Here is a 15,490-nt window from a genome sequence, read left to right as displayed (position 1 = left end):
CTACCGGAGGGTGGAAGCTTGTCGCATGACGGCGACGGTGACGGTGGGGGAGTTCTCCCGCCTGACGCATCTGAGTGTGAAGACCCTGCACCACTACCACGACATCGGCCTGCTTGCCCCGGTCGCGATCGACGCCTCGTCGGGCTACCGGCGCTACGGCACCGACCAGGTCGACACCGCCTTGCTCATCCGGCGGCTCCGCGAGCTGCGAATGCCACTCCCGGACGTCCGCGCAGTGGTCGAGGCATCCGACGGTACGGCCCGCGAAGAGACGCTCCGGGCCCATCTCGAGCGGATGGAGCAGGAACTCGCCCACACGCGTGACGTCGTCACCTCACTGCGTGAACTGCTCACCCCCGGCCGCCCGGTGCTCGACGTGCAGTACCGGTTCATCCCGCCGTTCCGCGCGTACGGCGTGACCGGGCACGTCATCCGCGACGAGATCGGCCCCTGGTGCGAGTACGCCTTCGGGAAGCTCGATGCCGTCGCCGGTGACATCCGCGCCACCTCGGGTGCGACGTACAGCGACGAGTTCTTCACCGAGGATGCGGGTGAGGTGGTGACCTTCCTCCCGGTGGCGCCCGACCAGCCGCCGGCCGACGGGGTCGAGCTCGTCGACCTGCCCGGCGGGTTCTTCGCGATCGCCGTGCACGCCGGCCCGATGACCGACTTCGACCGTACGTACGGCGCGCTCGGCAGTCACGTCGCGGAGTACTGCGAGGTGGCGCCGGGCCCGATCCGTGAGCTGTACCCGATCGGCCCGGGGGACGTCCCCGATCCGGCCGACTACCGAACCGAGGTCTGCTGGCCGATCCAGCAGATCCCCGTGCTGAAAGGCTGAACCATGTCTGTAACGCTCGAGAACATCGCCTTCGACAGCGCCGACGCGCTGGCGCTCGCCACCTTCTGGGCCGGCGTGCTGTCGACCGAGGTCGATGCTGACGGCAACGAGTTCTTCGCGACCGTGAACCGGGCCGCGGACGGGCCGACGCTGATGTTCCTGCAGGTCCCGGAGCCGCGCACCGGCAAGAACCGCCTGCACGTTGACCTGGCGGCCACCGACTGGGCTGCCGAGGTCGACCGCCTGGTCGGGCTGGGCGCCAAGCGGCTCGACGAGCACAACGAGTACGGCGCGCACTGGATCACGCTGGCGGACCCCGAAGGCAACGTCTTCGACGTAGCCGAGCACAGCTGAGCGCGCCCTTGTCAGGGTTCTCTTGCGGGAGGAGGGTGAGAAGTGTCCGGCGGCGCCGCCCGGGCGCTGCCCTGAGCGTAAGGGGGTGGATCGTGTACGCGCGTTCCACCACGATCAATGCCGCCCCGGCGTCGATCGACGCCGGCGTCGCGCGGGTGCGCGACGAGGTGATGCCCATGCTGACCGGGATGGACGGCTGTATCGGCCTGTCCATGCTGGTCGACCGGAAGTCCGGCCGTTGTATCACGACCAGCGCCTGGCAGTCCGAGGAGGCGATGCGGGCCACGAACGAAGCGCTGCAGCCGATCCGGGAGCGGATCGCGGCGGAGCTCGGCGGCAGTCCGATGGTGCAGGAGTGGGAGATCGCCGTACTGCACCGTGATCACCGGTCGACGGCCGGTGCGTGTGTCCGGGCGACCTGGGTGAAGGTCGACCCCGCGAACCTGGACCGGGCGATCGACGTCTACAAGCTCGCCTCGCTGCCGAGGCTGGAGGATCTGGCCGGCTTCTGCAGCGCGAGCCTGCTGGTCGACCGGGAGTCCGGCCGGGCGGTCTCGTCGGTCACCTACGACAGCCAGGAGACGCTGGACGGCAGCCGGGAGGCGGCCGCCTCGATGCGTGCCTCGACCGCCAAGGACGCCGGCGCCGAAATGGTGGACGTCGGCGAGTTCGAACTCGCCATCGCCCACCTGAGGGTCCCTGAGCTGACCTGATCCGTCATGGCGCGTGACCGAAGGCTGCCGTGAACGCTTCGCGGAACAGGTCCGTGAGGTCGGCCTCGCCGGCGGTGGTTGCCCAACAGAGCAGGGCGGTGTGCGTCACACCCAATACGGCGCTCGCGGCGGCGCGGGCGCCGTACTCCAGGGTGGGGTCGTCGGCGCAGATCGCGCTGACGAAGGCCTCCTGGAGGCGGTACTGGCTGTCCAGGTGGCGGGCCTGGAGTGCTGGTGTGGAGATCATCAGGCGGAGGCGTGCGAGGAGTAGGTCGTGCTCGTTCGTGGCGGCCAGGTCGAGGATGGTCAGGACGGTCCGGCCGATGCGGTCGGTGAGTGATCCGGTCGCGGGCACCTGGGTGAGCGTGGTCGCGGTCAGCTGGTCGAAGTCGTCGTACAGGACCATGTCTTCCTTGGTGGGGAAGTTCCGGTAGACCGTCATCGCCGAGACGCCGGCCGCGTCGGCGACGTCGTTCACCGTGGTTGCGTCGTACCCGCGGTCGGTGAACAGGCGGAGCGCCTGCCGCTGAATGCGTTGCCGGGTGTCGGCACGCTGGCGGTCTCTCAAGTTCATGTGGTAGATACTAACAACATGATAGTTTCTAACATGAATGCCAAGGTTGCGTTGGTCACCGGTGCCTCCCGCGGCATCGGGCGGGCGATCGCGGAGCGACTGGCCGCGGCGGGGTGTGAGGTCGCGGTGCACTACGGGCGGGACAAGGCCGGTGCGGAGGAGACGCTGGCGCGGATCGGAGGGCGCGGGTTCGTGATCGGGGCCGAGCTGGGCGTGCCCGGGGATGTCGAGTCGGTGGTTGATCAGCTGGATGCGGAGCTGGCCGGCCGGCGGCTGGATGTGCTGGTGAACAACGCGGCGGCGTCGCCGGCGGGGCCGATCGGTGCGGATACGGAGGCGGCGTTCGACCGGCTGGTGGCGGTCAACGTTCGGGCGCCGTACTTCCTGATCCAGCGGCTGCTGCCGATGCTGTCCGACGACGGCCGGATCGTGTCGATCTCGTCGGTCGCGACCCGGATGGCGAACCCGGCGCAGACGTCGTTCGCGATGACCAAGGGTGCGCTGGAGACGATGACCGTTACCTTGGCGCAGGAACTGGGCGCGCGGGGTATCACCGTGAACGCCGTCGCGCCCGGTGCGACCCGGACCGAGGCGAACGGCGCGATCTTCGAGACGCCTGGGTTGACCGAGCTGATCGTCGCGCAGACGGCGCTCGGCCGGTTGGGCGGTGCCGACGATGTCGCCGAGGTGGTCGCCTTCCTGGCCTCACCCGCGGCGCGGTGGATCACCGGACAGGTCGTGGACGCGTCCGGTGGTCTGCACCTCGGCGTCGGCTAGGGAGTCGAGTCGGTGTCGAGGAAGAGTTGTACGTCGGGATGCGTGCGCAGCGCCGTACCGGGGTAGTTGGGGTCGATCGGCTGTGTGAGGGTGTCGTGGACGGCCTGGCGTTTGACCGATCCGGGGACCGAACCGATCAGCGCGTGCGCGTTCAGCAGGCGGGGGATGGTCACGGTGATCGCGTGGGTCGGTACGTCGGCGAGTTGGGCGAAGTTGCCCTCGTCGACCTGCTGCCGGCGGCTGGTCTCGTCCAGCGCGACGCGTTTCGTGGCCGCCGGGTCGTCGAAGTCGGCGGGCGGATCGTTGAACGCGAGGTGGCCGTTGACGCCGAGACCGAACAGGACGAGGTCGAACGGCTCGTCGCCGATCAGCTCCGCGTAGGTGTCCGGGCCGTCGTCGGGTGCCAGCGGGTGGAACGTTGCCTGCGGCACCTTGTCGAGGAAGTTCCGGCGCAGCCAGTTGCGGAACGACTGCGGTGCCTCGGGCTTCAGGTCGACGTACTCGTCCATGTGGAAGCACTCGACCCGGCTCCAGTCCAGATCCGGTTCGACGGCGAGCGCGGCGAGGGTGGCTGTCTGGCTCGGCGCGGCGGCCAGCATGAGGCGCGCCCGTCCGGTCGTTGCGATCGCCTTCCGCAGCCGCTCGGCGGCAGCGGCGCTTGCGGCCCGCCCGAGCTCCGTGCGGTCGGAGCAGGTGACGACTCGCGGCGCATGCTCAACAGTCATGCGGAAACCCTCGCACACCCGCCGGATCACCGCCGCGCCATGCCGAGGTGTGAACAAACGCCGGGGCCTGGGTACAGGCAATGGCATGTGCTCAGTCACCGGTAGGTGTGCTCACCTTGGGGGGTTAACCCCCGGGCGGTTTGGTGGCTGGCCGGAGTGTGTGGGTTTGTCCGTCCACATAGCTTCGTGGGCATGACGAATCAGGCGCTGATCAGCGCGGTACAGGAGCCGACGGGAGGCGTTGCCGGGTGGGCGATCGATCTCATGGAGCGGATGGGACCGGCGGGCGCGGGGCTTGCGGTGGCGTTGGAAAACCTGTTTCCACCGTTGCCGAGCGAGGTGATCCTGCCGCTGGCCGGGTTCGCGGCGGCGCGGGGTGATTTCGGACTGGTCGCTGCGATCGTGTTCACCACGCTCGGGTCGGTCGTGGGTGCGCTCGCGTTGTACGGCGTGGGCGCGGTGCTCGGGCGGGACCGGACGCGGGCGCTCGCCGAGAAGCTGCCGCTGGTGAAACTGCAGGACGTCGACAAGGCCGAGGAATGGTTCGTCCGGCATGGCGCGAGGGCGGTGCTGATCGGGCGGCTGGTGCCGGTGGTGCGCAGCCTGATCTCGGTGCCCGCCGGTGTCGAGCGGATGTCGGTTGCGCTGTTCCTGGCGCTGACAACGGTCGGGAGCCTGGTGTGGAACTCCTTGCTGATCCTGGCCGGCTATCAGCTCGGTGAGCGGTGGCATCTGGTGGAGTCGTCGGTCGGGGTGTTCCAGAAGGTCGTGATCGTGGCCGCGGTGGCGGCGGTCGGGTGGTTCGTCGTGGTGAAGGTCCGGGCCCGGCGTTCGGATTATGAGAAAGTCAACTAAGCGGCTCGACTTTGACTACGCTCGCGGGAGTTGCCGTCGAGGGTTCAGGAGATGGGTCAGATGCCGCCAGTCGCGTTCGAGCCGCAGGTCGTGCCCCAGGGGGCGCAAGAGCCGCCGGTCTGGCCGCAGTCGGTCGTCACGGTGGTGGGCAACCCGCGGGCCGGGTCGCGGACGGCGGCCGCCGCGGCGTCTGTCGCGGAGCTGCTCGCCTCCGAGCTCGGTACGCCGTACCGGATCGACGAGCTGATCGATCTCGTGACGATCGCCCCGGCCATCTTCCAGGGTGAGCACGCCGGGGCCGACGCGCAGGCCGCGCTCGAGAGTGCGATCGATCTGGTGTCGTCGGCGTCGGTGATCGTCGTCGCGACCCCGGTCTACAAGGGCAGCTACACCGGCCTGCTGAAGAGCTTCCTCGACGTACTGCGCCCCTCCGCCCTGGCCGGCTCCGTGGTCGTCCCGGTGACGGTGTCAGCCGCACCGAGCCACAAACTGCTGGCCGATCACCACCTCCGCCCAGTGCTCGCGGAGCTGGGCGCCAGCGTCCCCGTGCCCGGAGTCATCCTGGAGGAACGCGACCTCGAAGACCTCCAGGTCGTCCTCTCAACCTGGATCCGCACCAACGCCCCCATCATCCAAGCCACCACCATCGCCCTCCAACCCCTCCCCGAACCAACCCCCGCCCGCTAGCACAAACGGCCGCGCAACGACTGGCCGCCGAGGTCGAGTTGCCCGCGCGGTTCGTGCGGGCGGACGTGTACGACGTGGCCGACGTCCTGGAGCCCGCGTCGTACGACGTGGTGGTGGCGACGTACGGCGTACTGGTGTGGCTGCCCGACCTGGACGAGTTCGCGCGGGTGGTGGCGCGGATGCTGCGACCAGGCGGAGTGGTGTTCCTCGCCGAGTTCCATCCGCTGCAATCGATGGTGGACGAGGACCTTCGGGTGCGTACGTCGTACTTCCGGGAAGGAGCCGCCGATCGCACGGTGCGCACCAGCTACACCGGCCAGGAGCTGCAGGAGCATGTCCAGAGCACCTGGCCGTGGACAGTCAGCGGACTGGTCAACGCCCTAGCCGGAGCCGGCCTACGAGTCCAACGCCTCGACGAGCTCCCGGTTGACCTACGGCAGCGAACCCCGGAAATGATCCAGGATCCCAACGGATTCTGGCGTCTGCCGGGCGACCCGCTACCGCTCCTACTGACCTCTCTTGCGGTGAAAGACTGACTCCAGGGCGCTGAACCGAGCGGCCAGGTCGTCGACCCAGGCAACCGGTGTTCGATGATCCGGGAGCGGTACGCCGGCTTCGCTCCGCCACAGGGCGTCGCCGAGCGCGGTGCGGAGATGCCAGGCCATGACCCGTTCAGCAGACAGGCTGCGGCCGGTGATCTGCTGGTAGTGGTGCATGGTCGTCTGGAGGAGCTCGACACCTGGCCCGGTCCCCGGGAAGGTGCGGAGGTCGTACTCCGGCTCGGCCGTACCGACTGTTTCGAAGTCGACCACCACGCGGAGCTCATCGTCGTGCCAGACCTGGTTCCCGCCATGGAAGTCGCCGTGCGCCAGTACGGTCGGCGCACGCGATGCGAGGACGTCGTCGGTCCAGTCGCACCAGTGCATCACGGAGTCGAGCTGATCCGGCCGGATCCACTGCCCGATGCCGGAGCGGATCGTCTCAGTGGTCGCGGGTGGTAGCAGGACGGGCTGAAGGCCACCGACGAGGTGGTCGACTCGTTCGAAGGCTTGGTGCAGGGCGGCCAGAAAGACCGCGAGTTGGCGGCCGGCGTGATCCCGGTCGATCGAGTCGGCGATGTCGAACAACGCCGTACCGGGAACGCGTTTGGTCACCAGCAGCACCGGATCGGTGCTGCTGGCAACAACCTTGGGGAGGAACGGAACACCGGGCTCGTCGGCCAGCGCAGCCAGTACGTCGATCTCGTGCGCAACCCGCAGTGCTGCGGGTCGCGACCACGCGAACTTCGCGACGTACTGTTCCCCGACCATCGCGCTGGCGGCCCACCAACGTGGGTCTTCCTCGGCGAACGTCTCCCGAACGACAACGTTGTGCCCGCTCAACTCCGGAGCGACCATTCGCAGTGCGTCAGCAACCGCCTCGGGAGAATTCTCGGCCAGCCACCTCATCCGCTCATCTCATCACGAGGGCTTTCCGGAAGAAAGTTTGCGCTGGGTGGCGAAAATCTTCCGGAAAGCCGGCACGAACTCAGTCCGAGTAGGTCGGTTGGGTAGGGGAGTGGCGGAGGGCTGTGGTGGCTGGGATGAGGGTGGATCCGAAGGTGAGCAGGGCGGCGGCGCCGACGATCACGAGGTAGATCCAGATCGGGCCTGTGGGGAGGGCGTTGTCGGCGACCTTGGCGGAGAAGGGGAGTAGGCAGGCCAGGGCTACTGCGGTGCCCAGGGTGACGCCGGTGAGGGTGACCAGGGTGCTTTCGGTGGTCAGCATGCGGAGCACCTGGAAGCGGGTCGAGCCGGTCAGCCGTTGCAGGGCGAACTCGCGGCGGCGGCGCAGGGTGGTCGACACCAGGGTGTTGACGACCGAGACCGCCGTGTAGGCGATCAGCATGCCGACGAGCATGTAGTTGATCCACGCCTGGGTCTGCAGGTCCTCGACGTTCGACGCGACCAGCGTGCTGCGGTCGGTGACCTGGACGCCCGGGTGCGCGGCGGCGAGTTCGGCCAGACCCGGTCGTACGTCGGCTCCCGGCGCGGCCCGTACCAGGATCTGCTTCGTCAACCCGTCCGTCGTGTGCGCGACGACCAGCGACGCGGGCAGGATGATCGTCTCGTACCCACGCTCGGCCGCGAACGTCGCGACCACCCGCAACTTCGTCGTGGTCCCGTCGCCCAACGTCATCGTGATCTCCGAGCCGACGCCACGACCGGTCTTCTGAGCCATGTACTCCGGGATCGCCGCGGTCGCCCCGGTGAGCCCGGCCAGCGATCCGCCCGTCAACCGGACCGGTGCGGTGCCCTCAGTGCCCTGTGCGTCCACGCCGATCACCGGCGCGCCGTCCTCGTCGAACGGAGCCTTGCGGGGGTCGTCGACCGCGCCCATGCTGCGGACGAACGCCGAAGCGCTCGCCACGCCGGGCACCTCTCGAACCTGCGAGAGCACCGTCGGCGAGAGACCGGCCTCCGACACCAGTACGGCGTCCGCGCGGAGGTCCCGCGTGAACGCCTCGGAGGATGCGTGCACCTGCGTGGTCTGCATGTACAGGTTGGCGGTCGAGATGCCGACGGCAAGCATCACGGGCATCGCGGCGGCCGACAGCGCGACCGATCGCGCCGACAGGTTGCGGATCGCGAGGCGGCCGTTCACCCGGGTCAGCGCCTGGACCGGCCAGCGCCAGAAGCCCAGCACCAGCTTGCTCCAGAACGGGCCGAGCAACGCGACACCGATCGCCCAGCAGAGGATCGACGGACCAGCGGTCGAGGCGGCCAGCGGCCCGGACATCACCGTCGCGGTGACGATCAGCAACGCCATCCCGCCACCGAGGAACAACAGACCGAACAGCAACCGGATCCAGCTGAACCACTTCCGCTGCAACGAGGCCTCGACCAGCGCCTCGACGGGCTTGATCTTCGCCGACTTCCGGGCCGCGATCAGCGCCGCGCCGACGGCCGCGAGGACCGCCGCGCCGGCGCCCGCCGCGAACGGGATCCAGCCCTGCGAGAACTCGATCACCGGCGAGGCGACGCCATGCGAACTGAGCTGGTCGAAGAGGAAGCCACCGAGGAAGATCCCGGGCAGGCAGCCGAGGACGACGGCCGGCAGCGAGACCATCAGCGCCTCGCCGAGGATCATCCGCCGGACCTGACCGGGTGTGGTGCCGATCCCGCGGAGCAGCGCGAACTCACGTTGCCGGTGCTGCGCCGCGAGCGCCAGCGTGGACGCGACCACGAACATCATCGTCATCGTCGCGATCCCGCCGAACGATCCGGCGATCGCGATCAACGCCGTACGGCGCGATTCGGCATCCGGGTGCTCCGCGAGGCCGCGGTCGACCCCCGCACGGACCGTCAGGTTCCCGTCGACCTCTTCCAGCCGGTCCTTGACCGCGGAGAGATCGGTGCCGGGAGCAACCAGTACGCCGACATCGGCGAAGCGGGACGGGTTGCGGACGAGCTGCGCCGCGTCGCGATCGGAGAAGAAGGCGTGGCTCGCGGCCCGTGGGGCGATCCCGCTGATCGTGAAGGTCTTCGGCTCGCCGTTGATCAGCAGGGTCAGCTGCTCGCCGACCTTCCCGGACGAGACAACTACCTGCCCAGAGGCAGGCGCACGCCCAGAGCTGAGTTGATAGGGGGCGAGGGCGGCACTCGACCAGTTGTGGCCTTCGGAGATCGACGGGCCGACCGCGGTGAAGGTGTAGTCACCGACAGCGGAGGAAACTCCTTCCACAGAACGGATCTTGGCGAGTTGTTCGATCGGTACGCCGACGCGTTCCGTGAGCGGAGTGGGGTCTTCGATACCGGGGCGGTGGTGTGACTGTTTGCCGGTCACGACGAGCGAGGTCGCGGCCAGGCGTTCGGGTTCGACGTTGGAACGGATGCCGGTCTCCATCAGGCCGCCGCAGGCCATCACGATCGCCGTACCGAAGACGACCGCGATGAACGTGGCGATGAATCCGCTCTTGCGATGGCGCAAGGTGCGGACAGCCAGACGCATCATCCCGCCACCGCCTGCAGTGTCGACCGCGCGCCGAGGTGGGTCATCCGGTCGGCGACCGCTTCGGCGGTCGGGGCGGTGAGGCTGCCGGCCAAGGCGCCGTCGGCGAGGAAGACGACCTGGTCGGCGTACGACGCCGCGACCGGGTCGTGGGTGACCATGACGACGGTCTGGCCCTGGGTCCGCACCGGCTCGCGCAGAAGTTCGAGGACGTCGGCGGCGGTCTGGGTGTCGAGAGCGCCGGTCGGTTCGTCGGCGAAGATCACGGCCGGCCGGGCGACGAGTGCGCGGGCGATCGCGACCCGCTGCTGCTGCCCGCCGGACAGTTCGCCGGGGCGGTGCTTGGCCCGGTCGGCCAGACCGACGCGCTCCAGCACCTGCCGTACGGCGGCCTTGTTCACGCGGCGCCCGTCGAGCTCCTGCGGCAGGCAGACGTTCTGCCAGACGGTCAGCGCCGGCAGCAGGTTGAAGGACTGGAACACGAAGCCGATCCGCTCCCGCCGGAGCTCGGTCAGCCTGCGCTCACTCAGTCCGGCCAGCGGCTGACCGTCGATGGCGACGCTGCCCGACGTCGGCCGGTCGAGCCCCGCCGCACAGTGCAGGAAGGTGCTCTTGCCCGATCCGGACGGACCCATCACCGCGGTGAAGGTGCCGGGGGCGAATTTCATCGAGATCCCGTTCAGGGCGGTGACGGCGTTGCCGCCACGGCCGTAGACCCGTCGTACCTCGTGCAGGACGACCGAGTACCCGGTCCCGTCGACTGCTTCCTGCGTCCGTTTCTTCATGCCGCCGACGCTACGGATCAGCGGCGTACGAACCCATGGTGCTGAACCGCCGCCTGATGGTGGACGAAACCCCACCCACGGTCAGGGACGGAACAGGGCGCGGAGGCCGGCGCTGTACGTCGCCTTGGTGACGTCACCGATGATGAGCCGCTGCAGGACGAAGCCCGGGATCAGGCCGAACAGCACCTGGGCGACGTGGCGGGGATCCACGTCGGCGTCGATCGTGCCGTCGGCCTGGGCGCGGCGGGCGACGTCCTCGAACCGGTCCCGCAACTGCGTGTACTTGCCGGACGCGGTGCTCATGATCGCCGGGTTGCGCAACGCCTCGGCCCAGGCCTGGACGGCGACCCGGGTGACGTCGCCGCCGGGCCGTTCGGACACCTCGACCACGTGCGCGAGCGCGGTCTCCAGCGCCATCAGCGGTGTCAGCGGCTGCTCGGTGGCGAGGATCTTCTGGAAGACCTCGTCCACGGTGCTGAGCGCGTCCTCGGCGATCGCGGCGACGATCTCCTCCTTGCTCTTGAAGTACCCGTAGACGGCGCCCGCGGACAGCCCGGACTCGCGGATCACGTCCGCCATCGTCGTCTTGTGGAAACCGTCCTCGAGCACGCAGGTACGGGCCGCCGCGACGATCTGCGCGCGGCGCGCCAGGCGGTGTTCCTCGGTGACCTTGGGCACGCTCGCAACATAAAACGAATGTCCGTTCTTGACAAGTCGCCGGGCCGTTGCCAGGCTCGAACCTATAAAGAACGATCATTCGGTTTTAATGCCCGAGGGAGTACTGACCATGACCACTGAGGCGCACGCGGCCGACCGTCGCCGGCCGCCCCTGATCGCCGTCATCACGCTGCTGACCGCGGTCCTCACGGTGTTCCTGATCGCGTTCGCGTGGCCGTCCGCGCGCTCCGAACCGCGGAACGTCCCGCTCGCGGTGTCCGGCCCGGCGCCGGCCGTCGCGCAGATCCAGGCCGGTCTCGAGCAGGCGATGCCCGGTGGCTTCGAGATCACCGCCGTACCGGATCGGCAGGCGGCGGTGCAGCGGATCGAGGACCGGGACGCGTACGGCGCGATCGTGCTGGACGCGGCGCAGCCCGAAGTACTGACCGCCTCCGCGGGCGGACCGGCCATCGCGCAGGTCCTGACGCAGCTGTCCACCCGGATGTCGGCAGAGAACTCAGGGAATCCGGCGAAGGTGACCGACATCGTGCCGCTGCCGAAGGACGATCCGCGCGGCGCCGGTCTGGCTGCCGGCGCCTTGCCGCTCGTGCTCGGCGGGATCATCGCCGCCGCCGCGCTCACCCAGCTGGTGCGATCCGGTGCGCAGCGGATGATCGGAGCGATCACGTTCGCGGTCACCGGCGGGCTTGCGCTGGCCGCCGTCCTCCAGTATTGGCTCGGCTCCTTCGAGGGCAGCTACCTCGGCAACGCGGGCGTGATCGCGATGTCGATCGCGGCCATCAGCCTCACCCTGCTCGGACTCGAGTGGCTGCTCGGTACGGCGGGACTCGCGTTCGGCGGCGCCGTGATGATGCTGCTCGGCAACCCGCTCTCCGGAATGACCAGCGCCCCCGAGATGCTGCCGAGCGGATGGGGCACGCTGGGTCAGCTGCTGCCGCCCGGAGCAGCCGGTACGGCGTTGCGCTCGGTGAGCTTCTTCGACGGCGCCGGCGCCGCGCGGCCACTCGTCGTACTGGCGTGCTGGTTACTCGCCGGAGTGGCGCTCTGCGGGCTCGGCGCGCTGCGCTCGCGAGGACGCGCCGTACCGGCCCGGCACGAGGCGTCCGCTGTCGCCGCCTGACAAAGTGGGGGTATGACAACGCGGTGACCGGATCGTTACGTTCTGGTCACCGCGTTACCGCATACCTGCCGCGACAACGTTGTCTGTCAAGCATTGACTTCGGTCGAGCAAGGCTCCTACGGTCACGGGAAAGCCCGCAGGGTTTGGGTCGTGGTACCGGCATGACAACGATTGCCCGAAGGTGGACCTGAATGATGTCTAGGAAACGTTTCAAAGTAGCCGCCGTGGCCGGCGCGCTGCTGCTCGCGGTGACGGCCTGCAGCCAGGGGTCGACGACCAAGCAGCCGGATGCCGGCGGCTCGCAGAGCTCCGGTCCCGCGCACATCAAGATCGCGTACCAGCAGTGGGGCCCGGGCGTCGTGATGAAGAACTTCCTCACCGGCGTGAAGTCGGAGTACGAGGCCGCGAATCCCGGCTCGACGGTCGAGATCCTGCCGATCGTTGCCTCGGAGAACGACTACTACACCAAACTGCAGCTGATGATGCGGTCGCCGAACACCGCGCCGGACGTGGTCTACGAGGACACCTTCCTGATCAACTCCGACATCACCGCCGGCTACCTGAAGCCGCTCGACGACTACATCAACAAGTGGGACCAGTGGGGCCAGTTCCAGGACACCGCGAAGGGCGCGGCGAAGGCGCTCGACGGCAAGACGTACGGCGTACCGGACGGCACCGACACCCGCGCGCTCTGGTACAACAAGCAGATCTTCGCGAAGGCCGGCCTGCCCGCCGACTGGCAGCCGAAGACCTGGGACGACGTCCTCAGCGCCGCGCGGACCATCAAGCAGAAGGTCCCCGGCGTGATCCCGATGAACGTGTACTCGGGCAAGCCGATGGGTGAGGCGTCCGCGATGCAGGGCTTCGAGATGCTGCTCTACGGCACCAAGGACACGCTGTACAACAACGAGCAGCAGAAGTGGGTCGTCGGCAGCCAGGGCTTCAAGGACTCGCTGAACTTCATCAAGACCATCTACACCGAGGGCCTCGCGCCGTCGCCGAAGCAGGCGCTCGACCCGAACATGGGCAGCAAGGTCGGCACCGAGCTGCTGCCGGGCGGCAAGCTGGGCATCGCGCTGGACGGTTCCTGGATCTACGGCAACTGGCAGAAGACCGGTGCGAAGCCGTGGCCGCAGTGGACCGAGGTGATGGGCCAGACCGCGATGCCGACCCAGGACGGCGGCGGCAAGGGCAAGGTCAGCCTCTCCGGCGGCTGGACCTGGGCGATCCCGGCCAAGTCCAAGAACCCGGACGCGGCCTGGAACCTGATCAAGACCCTGCAGACGCAGAAGAACGCGACCAAGTACGCCACCGACGGCGCGCAGATCGCCGTACGCAAGGACGTCGCCGCGGATGCCACCTACAAGAACTCGGCGAAGAGCACGCAGTTCTTCACCGACCTGGTGTCGGTGACCGTGTACCGGCCCGCGTTCGCGGAGTACCCGAAGGTCTCGAACGAGATCATCACCGCGATGGAAGCCGTGATGACCGGGCAGTCGACTCCGGACAAGGCGGCGAAGAACTACGACGAAGCGGTCGAAGGCATCGTCGGCAAGGACAAGACGACTTCGGGCCAGTAGCCGAACCGACGAAGGAACCTTGCCTGTGACGACGACTGTCGCCCCCACGGCCTCCACTCCCGCTCCCTCCGGCAAGACGTCCGGAGGGGGCGGGAAACCGCGGGCCGCCAAGCTGATCCGGATGCTGCCGCTGTCGCCGGCCATCGGACTGATGCTGGTCTTCCTGGCCGGCCCGATCATCTATTGCGTGTACGCCGCGTTCACCAACATGGCGCTGACCGGGACCGGCGCGGCGAACGTGAAGTTCGTCGGGCTGGACAACTTCCGCAAGGCGTTCTCCAGCGGCGCGTTCACGAACGCGATCTGGCTGACGCTGGTGTTCACGCTGATCTCCGCGATCATCGGCCAGAACAGCCTCGGCCTCGGTCTCGCGCTGCTGATGCGCAAGTCCACGAAGCTGGTCCGGAACTTCGTCGGTACGGCGGTGATCGGCGCGTGGGTGCTGCCCGAGGTGGTCGCGGCGTACCTGCTGAGCGCGTTCTTCAACGACGAGGGCACGCTGAACGTGATGCTGCACGCGGTCGGCCTGCCCGGTCAGGACTGGTTGTACGCGGCACCGATCATCGCGGTGTCGCTGGCCAACATCTGGCGCGGTACGGCGTTCTCGATGCTGGTCTACTCGGCCGCCCTGAGCGAGATTCCCAAGGAGATCGAGGAATCCGCCGAGATGGACGGCGCGGGCGGCTGGCGACGGCTGCTGTTCGTGACGCTGCCGATGATCAGCCGCGCGATCATGACCAACCTGATGCTGATCACGCTGCAGACGCTGAGCGTGTTCGGCCTGATCTTCGCGATGACCCGCGGCGGCCCGGGCACCAAGAGCCAGACGCTGCCGCTGTACATGTACGAGCAGGCGTTCAGCTTCTCCCAGATCGGCTACGGCACCGCGATCGCCCTGGTGATGCTGGCGATCGGCGCGGTCTTCTCGCTGATCTACCTGCGTGGACTGAATTCGGAGGCAGCGTGATCGCCCGGGACAAGATGAGCAAGCTCGCATCGAACCTGGTGCTGCTGGCCATCGGCGTACTGTTCGTGCTTCCGCTGCTGTGGGTGCTGTTCGCGTCGATCAACCGGACGGCGGGGCTGCGGGTCGAGTTCCCGACGCATCCGACGCTCGGGAACTTCAAGGCGGTGCTGAACACCGACACGACGTACCGGCCGGTGCTGAACGGCATCGTGCTGTGCGGCGGGGCGGCCTTGCTGACGATGGTCTGCGCGGTGCTGGCGGCGTACCCGCTGTCGCGGTTCCGGACGCGGTTCAACCGGCCGTTCCTGCTCACGGTGCTGTTCTGCACCGGGCTGCCGATCACCGCGGTGATGGTGCCGGTGTACGGGCTGTTCGTGCAGCTGAACCTGGTCGACACGATCGGCGGCACGATCATGTTCATGGCGACCTCGGCGCTGCCCTTCGCGATCTGGCTGACGAAGACGTTCATGGACGGCGTACCGCTGTCGCTGGAGGAAGCGGCCTGGGTCGACGGCGCCGGGAACATGCGCGCGCTGCGGGCGATCGTGCTGCCGTTGATGTGGCCGGGGATCGCGGTCGTGCTGATCTTCACCTTCATCGGCATGTGGGGCAACTTCTTCGTCCCGTTCATGCTGCTGCTGTCCCCGGAGCGGTTGCCGGCGTCGGTCAGCATCTTCACGTTCTTCGGCCAGTACGGCGAACCGAACTACGGGCAGCTGGCGGCGTACTCCCTCATCTACACCACCCCTGTACTCCTCCTCTACCTCCTCCTCAGCCGCAAACTGGGCGGCGCCTTCGCCCTCGGTGGCGCCATCAAGGGCTGAACCTTTCACCACGGCGGGCG

Annotated in this window: 17 protein-coding genes; 11 read left to right on the top strand and 6 right to left on the bottom strand. The window is 68.3% G+C overall.

The window, feature by feature from the left end; all coding sequences use genetic code 11:
• Positions 1-25: 25 nt before the first annotated feature.
• From E0H50_RS05045 to E0H50_RS05035, 3 genes are all read left to right on the top strand, one after another.
• Positions 26-841: a MerR family transcriptional regulator gene (locus tag E0H50_RS05045; RefSeq protein WP_131285303.1), complete on the top strand. Its 816-nt coding sequence runs from the start codon at positions 26-28 to the stop codon at positions 839-841.
• Positions 842-844: 3 nt separating this feature from the next.
• Complete coding sequence (locus E0H50_RS05040; protein WP_131285301.1) at positions 845-1,195, top strand: VOC family protein; 351 nt, start codon at positions 845-847, stop codon at positions 1,193-1,195.
• 92 nt (positions 1,196-1,287) lie between these two features.
• Complete coding sequence (locus E0H50_RS05035) at positions 1,288-1,908, top strand: antibiotic biosynthesis monooxygenase family protein (protein ID WP_131285299.1); 621 nt, start codon at positions 1,288-1,290, stop codon at positions 1,906-1,908.
• A gap of 4 nt (positions 1,909-1,912) precedes the next feature.
• On the opposite strand, the gene E0H50_RS05030 is transcribed toward E0H50_RS05035, so the two are convergent.
• Complete coding sequence (locus E0H50_RS05030; protein ID WP_131285297.1) at positions 1,913-2,482, bottom strand: TetR/AcrR family transcriptional regulator; 570 nt, start codon at positions 2,480-2,482, stop codon at positions 1,913-1,915.
• Between the two features lie 33 nt (positions 2,483-2,515).
• Between E0H50_RS05030 and E0H50_RS05025 the strand changes: the two genes are divergently transcribed.
• A complete protein-coding gene (locus E0H50_RS05025) occupies positions 2,516-3,259 on the top strand; it encodes an SDR family oxidoreductase (RefSeq protein WP_202868021.1) in 744 nt (247 codons plus the stop codon).
• Here the strand turns inward: E0H50_RS05025 and E0H50_RS05020 are convergent.
• Positions 3,256-3,984, bottom strand: coding sequence for a 6-phosphogluconolactonase (locus E0H50_RS05020; RefSeq protein ID WP_131285293.1), 729 nt, complete (start codon positions 3,982-3,984; stop codon positions 3,256-3,258). The genes E0H50_RS05025 and E0H50_RS05020 overlap by 4 nt on opposite strands.
• Positions 3,985-4,176: 192 nt before the next feature.
• Between E0H50_RS05020 and E0H50_RS05015 the strand changes: the two genes are divergently transcribed.
• From E0H50_RS05015 to E0H50_RS05005, 3 genes are read left to right on the top strand one after another with little or no spacing between them, the layout of a single operon-like run.
• Positions 4,177-4,839 (top strand): DedA family protein, encoded by a 663-nt coding sequence (locus E0H50_RS05015; protein WP_131285291.1) that lies wholly within the window; start codon positions 4,177-4,179, stop codon positions 4,837-4,839.
• Between the two features lie 60 nt (positions 4,840-4,899).
• A complete protein-coding gene (locus E0H50_RS05010) occupies positions 4,900-5,526 on the top strand; it encodes an NADPH-dependent FMN reductase (protein ID WP_131285289.1) in 627 nt (208 codons plus the stop codon).
• Entirely contained in the window at positions 5,445-6,062 is a 618-nt protein-coding gene (locus tag E0H50_RS05005) for a class I SAM-dependent methyltransferase (protein ID WP_131285287.1), read from the top strand. The genes E0H50_RS05010 and E0H50_RS05005 overlap by 82 nt, the downstream gene beginning before the upstream one ends.
• Here the strand turns inward: E0H50_RS05005 and E0H50_RS05000 are convergent.
• From E0H50_RS05000 to E0H50_RS04985, 4 genes are all read right to left on the bottom strand, one after another.
• The gene (locus tag E0H50_RS05000; protein WP_131285285.1) at positions 6,033-6,974 is read right to left on the bottom strand and encodes a phosphotransferase family protein; all 942 of its coding nucleotides are present in this window, start codon (positions 6,972-6,974) and stop codon (positions 6,033-6,035) included. The two genes, E0H50_RS05005 and E0H50_RS05000, sit on opposite strands and share 30 nt — an antisense overlap.
• Before the next feature lie 79 nt (positions 6,975-7,053).
• On the bottom strand, positions 7,054-9,519 hold the full coding sequence (locus E0H50_RS04995; RefSeq protein ID WP_131285283.1) for an ABC transporter permease: 2,466 nt from the start codon (positions 9,517-9,519) through the stop codon (positions 7,054-7,056).
• Positions 9,516-10,301: an ABC transporter ATP-binding protein gene (locus E0H50_RS04990; protein ID WP_131285281.1), complete on the bottom strand. Its 786-nt coding sequence runs from the start codon at positions 10,299-10,301 to the stop codon at positions 9,516-9,518. Before E0H50_RS04990 ends, E0H50_RS04995 begins: the two co-directional genes overlap by 4 nt.
• 81 nt (positions 10,302-10,382) lie before the next feature.
• Complete coding sequence (locus E0H50_RS04985) at positions 10,383-10,979, bottom strand: TetR/AcrR family transcriptional regulator (protein WP_131285279.1); 597 nt, start codon at positions 10,977-10,979, stop codon at positions 10,383-10,385.
• A 109-nt stretch (positions 10,980-11,088) separates the two neighbouring features.
• Here E0H50_RS04985 and E0H50_RS04980 point away from each other — a divergent pair, with 109 nt between their 5' ends.
• From E0H50_RS04980 to E0H50_RS04965, 4 genes are all read left to right on the top strand, one after another.
• Positions 11,089-12,099 carry an ABC transporter permease gene (locus tag E0H50_RS04980; RefSeq protein WP_131285277.1) on the top strand — a complete coding sequence of 337 codons (1,011 nt, stop codon included), beginning with the start codon at positions 11,089-11,091 and terminating at the stop codon, positions 12,097-12,099.
• Between the two features lie 194 nt (positions 12,100-12,293).
• On the top strand, positions 12,294-13,679 hold the full coding sequence (locus tag E0H50_RS04975) for an extracellular solute-binding protein (RefSeq protein ID WP_131285275.1): 1,386 nt from the start codon (positions 12,294-12,296) through the stop codon (positions 13,677-13,679).
• Between the two features lie 25 nt (positions 13,680-13,704).
• On the top strand, positions 13,705-14,646 hold the full coding sequence (locus E0H50_RS04970; protein WP_131285273.1) for a carbohydrate ABC transporter permease: 942 nt from the start codon (positions 13,705-13,707) through the stop codon (positions 14,644-14,646).
• Entirely contained in the window at positions 14,643-15,470 is an 828-nt protein-coding gene (locus E0H50_RS04965; protein ID WP_131285271.1) for a carbohydrate ABC transporter permease, read from the top strand. Before E0H50_RS04970 ends, E0H50_RS04965 begins: the two co-directional genes overlap by 4 nt.
• Positions 15,471-15,490 lie beyond the last annotated feature (20 nt).

It is taken from the genome of Kribbella sindirgiensis, assembly GCF_004331435.1.
GTDB lineage: Bacteria > Actinomycetota > Actinomycetes > Propionibacteriales > Kribbellaceae > Kribbella > Kribbella sindirgiensis.
This window is presented reverse-complemented; position numbering and strand designations above follow the sequence as displayed.

What these genes read in the sequence shown, in the direction of transcription:
- E0H50_RS05025 (WP_202868021.1), top strand. Translation starts at nt 2,516, where the DNA reads ATGAATGCCAAGGTTGCGTTGGTCACCGGTGCCTCCCGCGGCATCGGG.
- E0H50_RS04990 (WP_131285281.1), bottom strand. Translation starts at nt 10,301, where the DNA reads ATGAAGAAACGGACGCAGGAAGCAGTCGACGGGACCGGGTACTCGGTC.
- E0H50_RS04975 (WP_131285275.1), top strand. Translation starts at nt 12,294, where the DNA reads ATGTCTAGGAAACGTTTCAAAGTAGCCGCCGTGGCCGGCGCGCTGCTG.
- E0H50_RS05020 (WP_131285293.1), bottom strand. Translation starts at nt 3,984, where the DNA reads ATGACTGTTGAGCATGCGCCGCGAGTCGTCACCTGCTCCGACCGCACG.
- E0H50_RS05045 (WP_131285303.1), top strand. Translation starts at nt 26, where the DNA reads ATGACGGCGACGGTGACGGTGGGGGAGTTCTCCCGCCTGACGCATCTG.
- E0H50_RS04980 (WP_131285277.1), top strand. Translation starts at nt 11,089, where the DNA reads ATGACCACTGAGGCGCACGCGGCCGACCGTCGCCGGCCGCCCCTGATC.
- E0H50_RS05040 (WP_131285301.1), top strand. Translation starts at nt 845, where the DNA reads ATGTCTGTAACGCTCGAGAACATCGCCTTCGACAGCGCCGACGCGCTG.
- E0H50_RS05030 (WP_131285297.1), bottom strand. Translation starts at nt 2,482, where the DNA reads ATGAACTTGAGAGACCGCCAGCGTGCCGACACCCGGCAACGCATTCAG.
- E0H50_RS05015 (WP_131285291.1), top strand. Translation starts at nt 4,177, where the DNA reads ATGACGAATCAGGCGCTGATCAGCGCGGTACAGGAGCCGACGGGAGGC.
- E0H50_RS04995 (WP_131285283.1), bottom strand. Translation starts at nt 9,519, where the DNA reads ATGATGCGTCTGGCTGTCCGCACCTTGCGCCATCGCAAGAGCGGATTC.
- E0H50_RS05010 (WP_131285289.1), top strand. Translation starts at nt 4,900, where the DNA reads ATGCCGCCAGTCGCGTTCGAGCCGCAGGTCGTGCCCCAGGGGGCGCAA.
- E0H50_RS05000 (WP_131285285.1), bottom strand. Translation starts at nt 6,974, where the DNA reads ATGAGGTGGCTGGCCGAGAATTCTCCCGAGGCGGTTGCTGACGCACTG.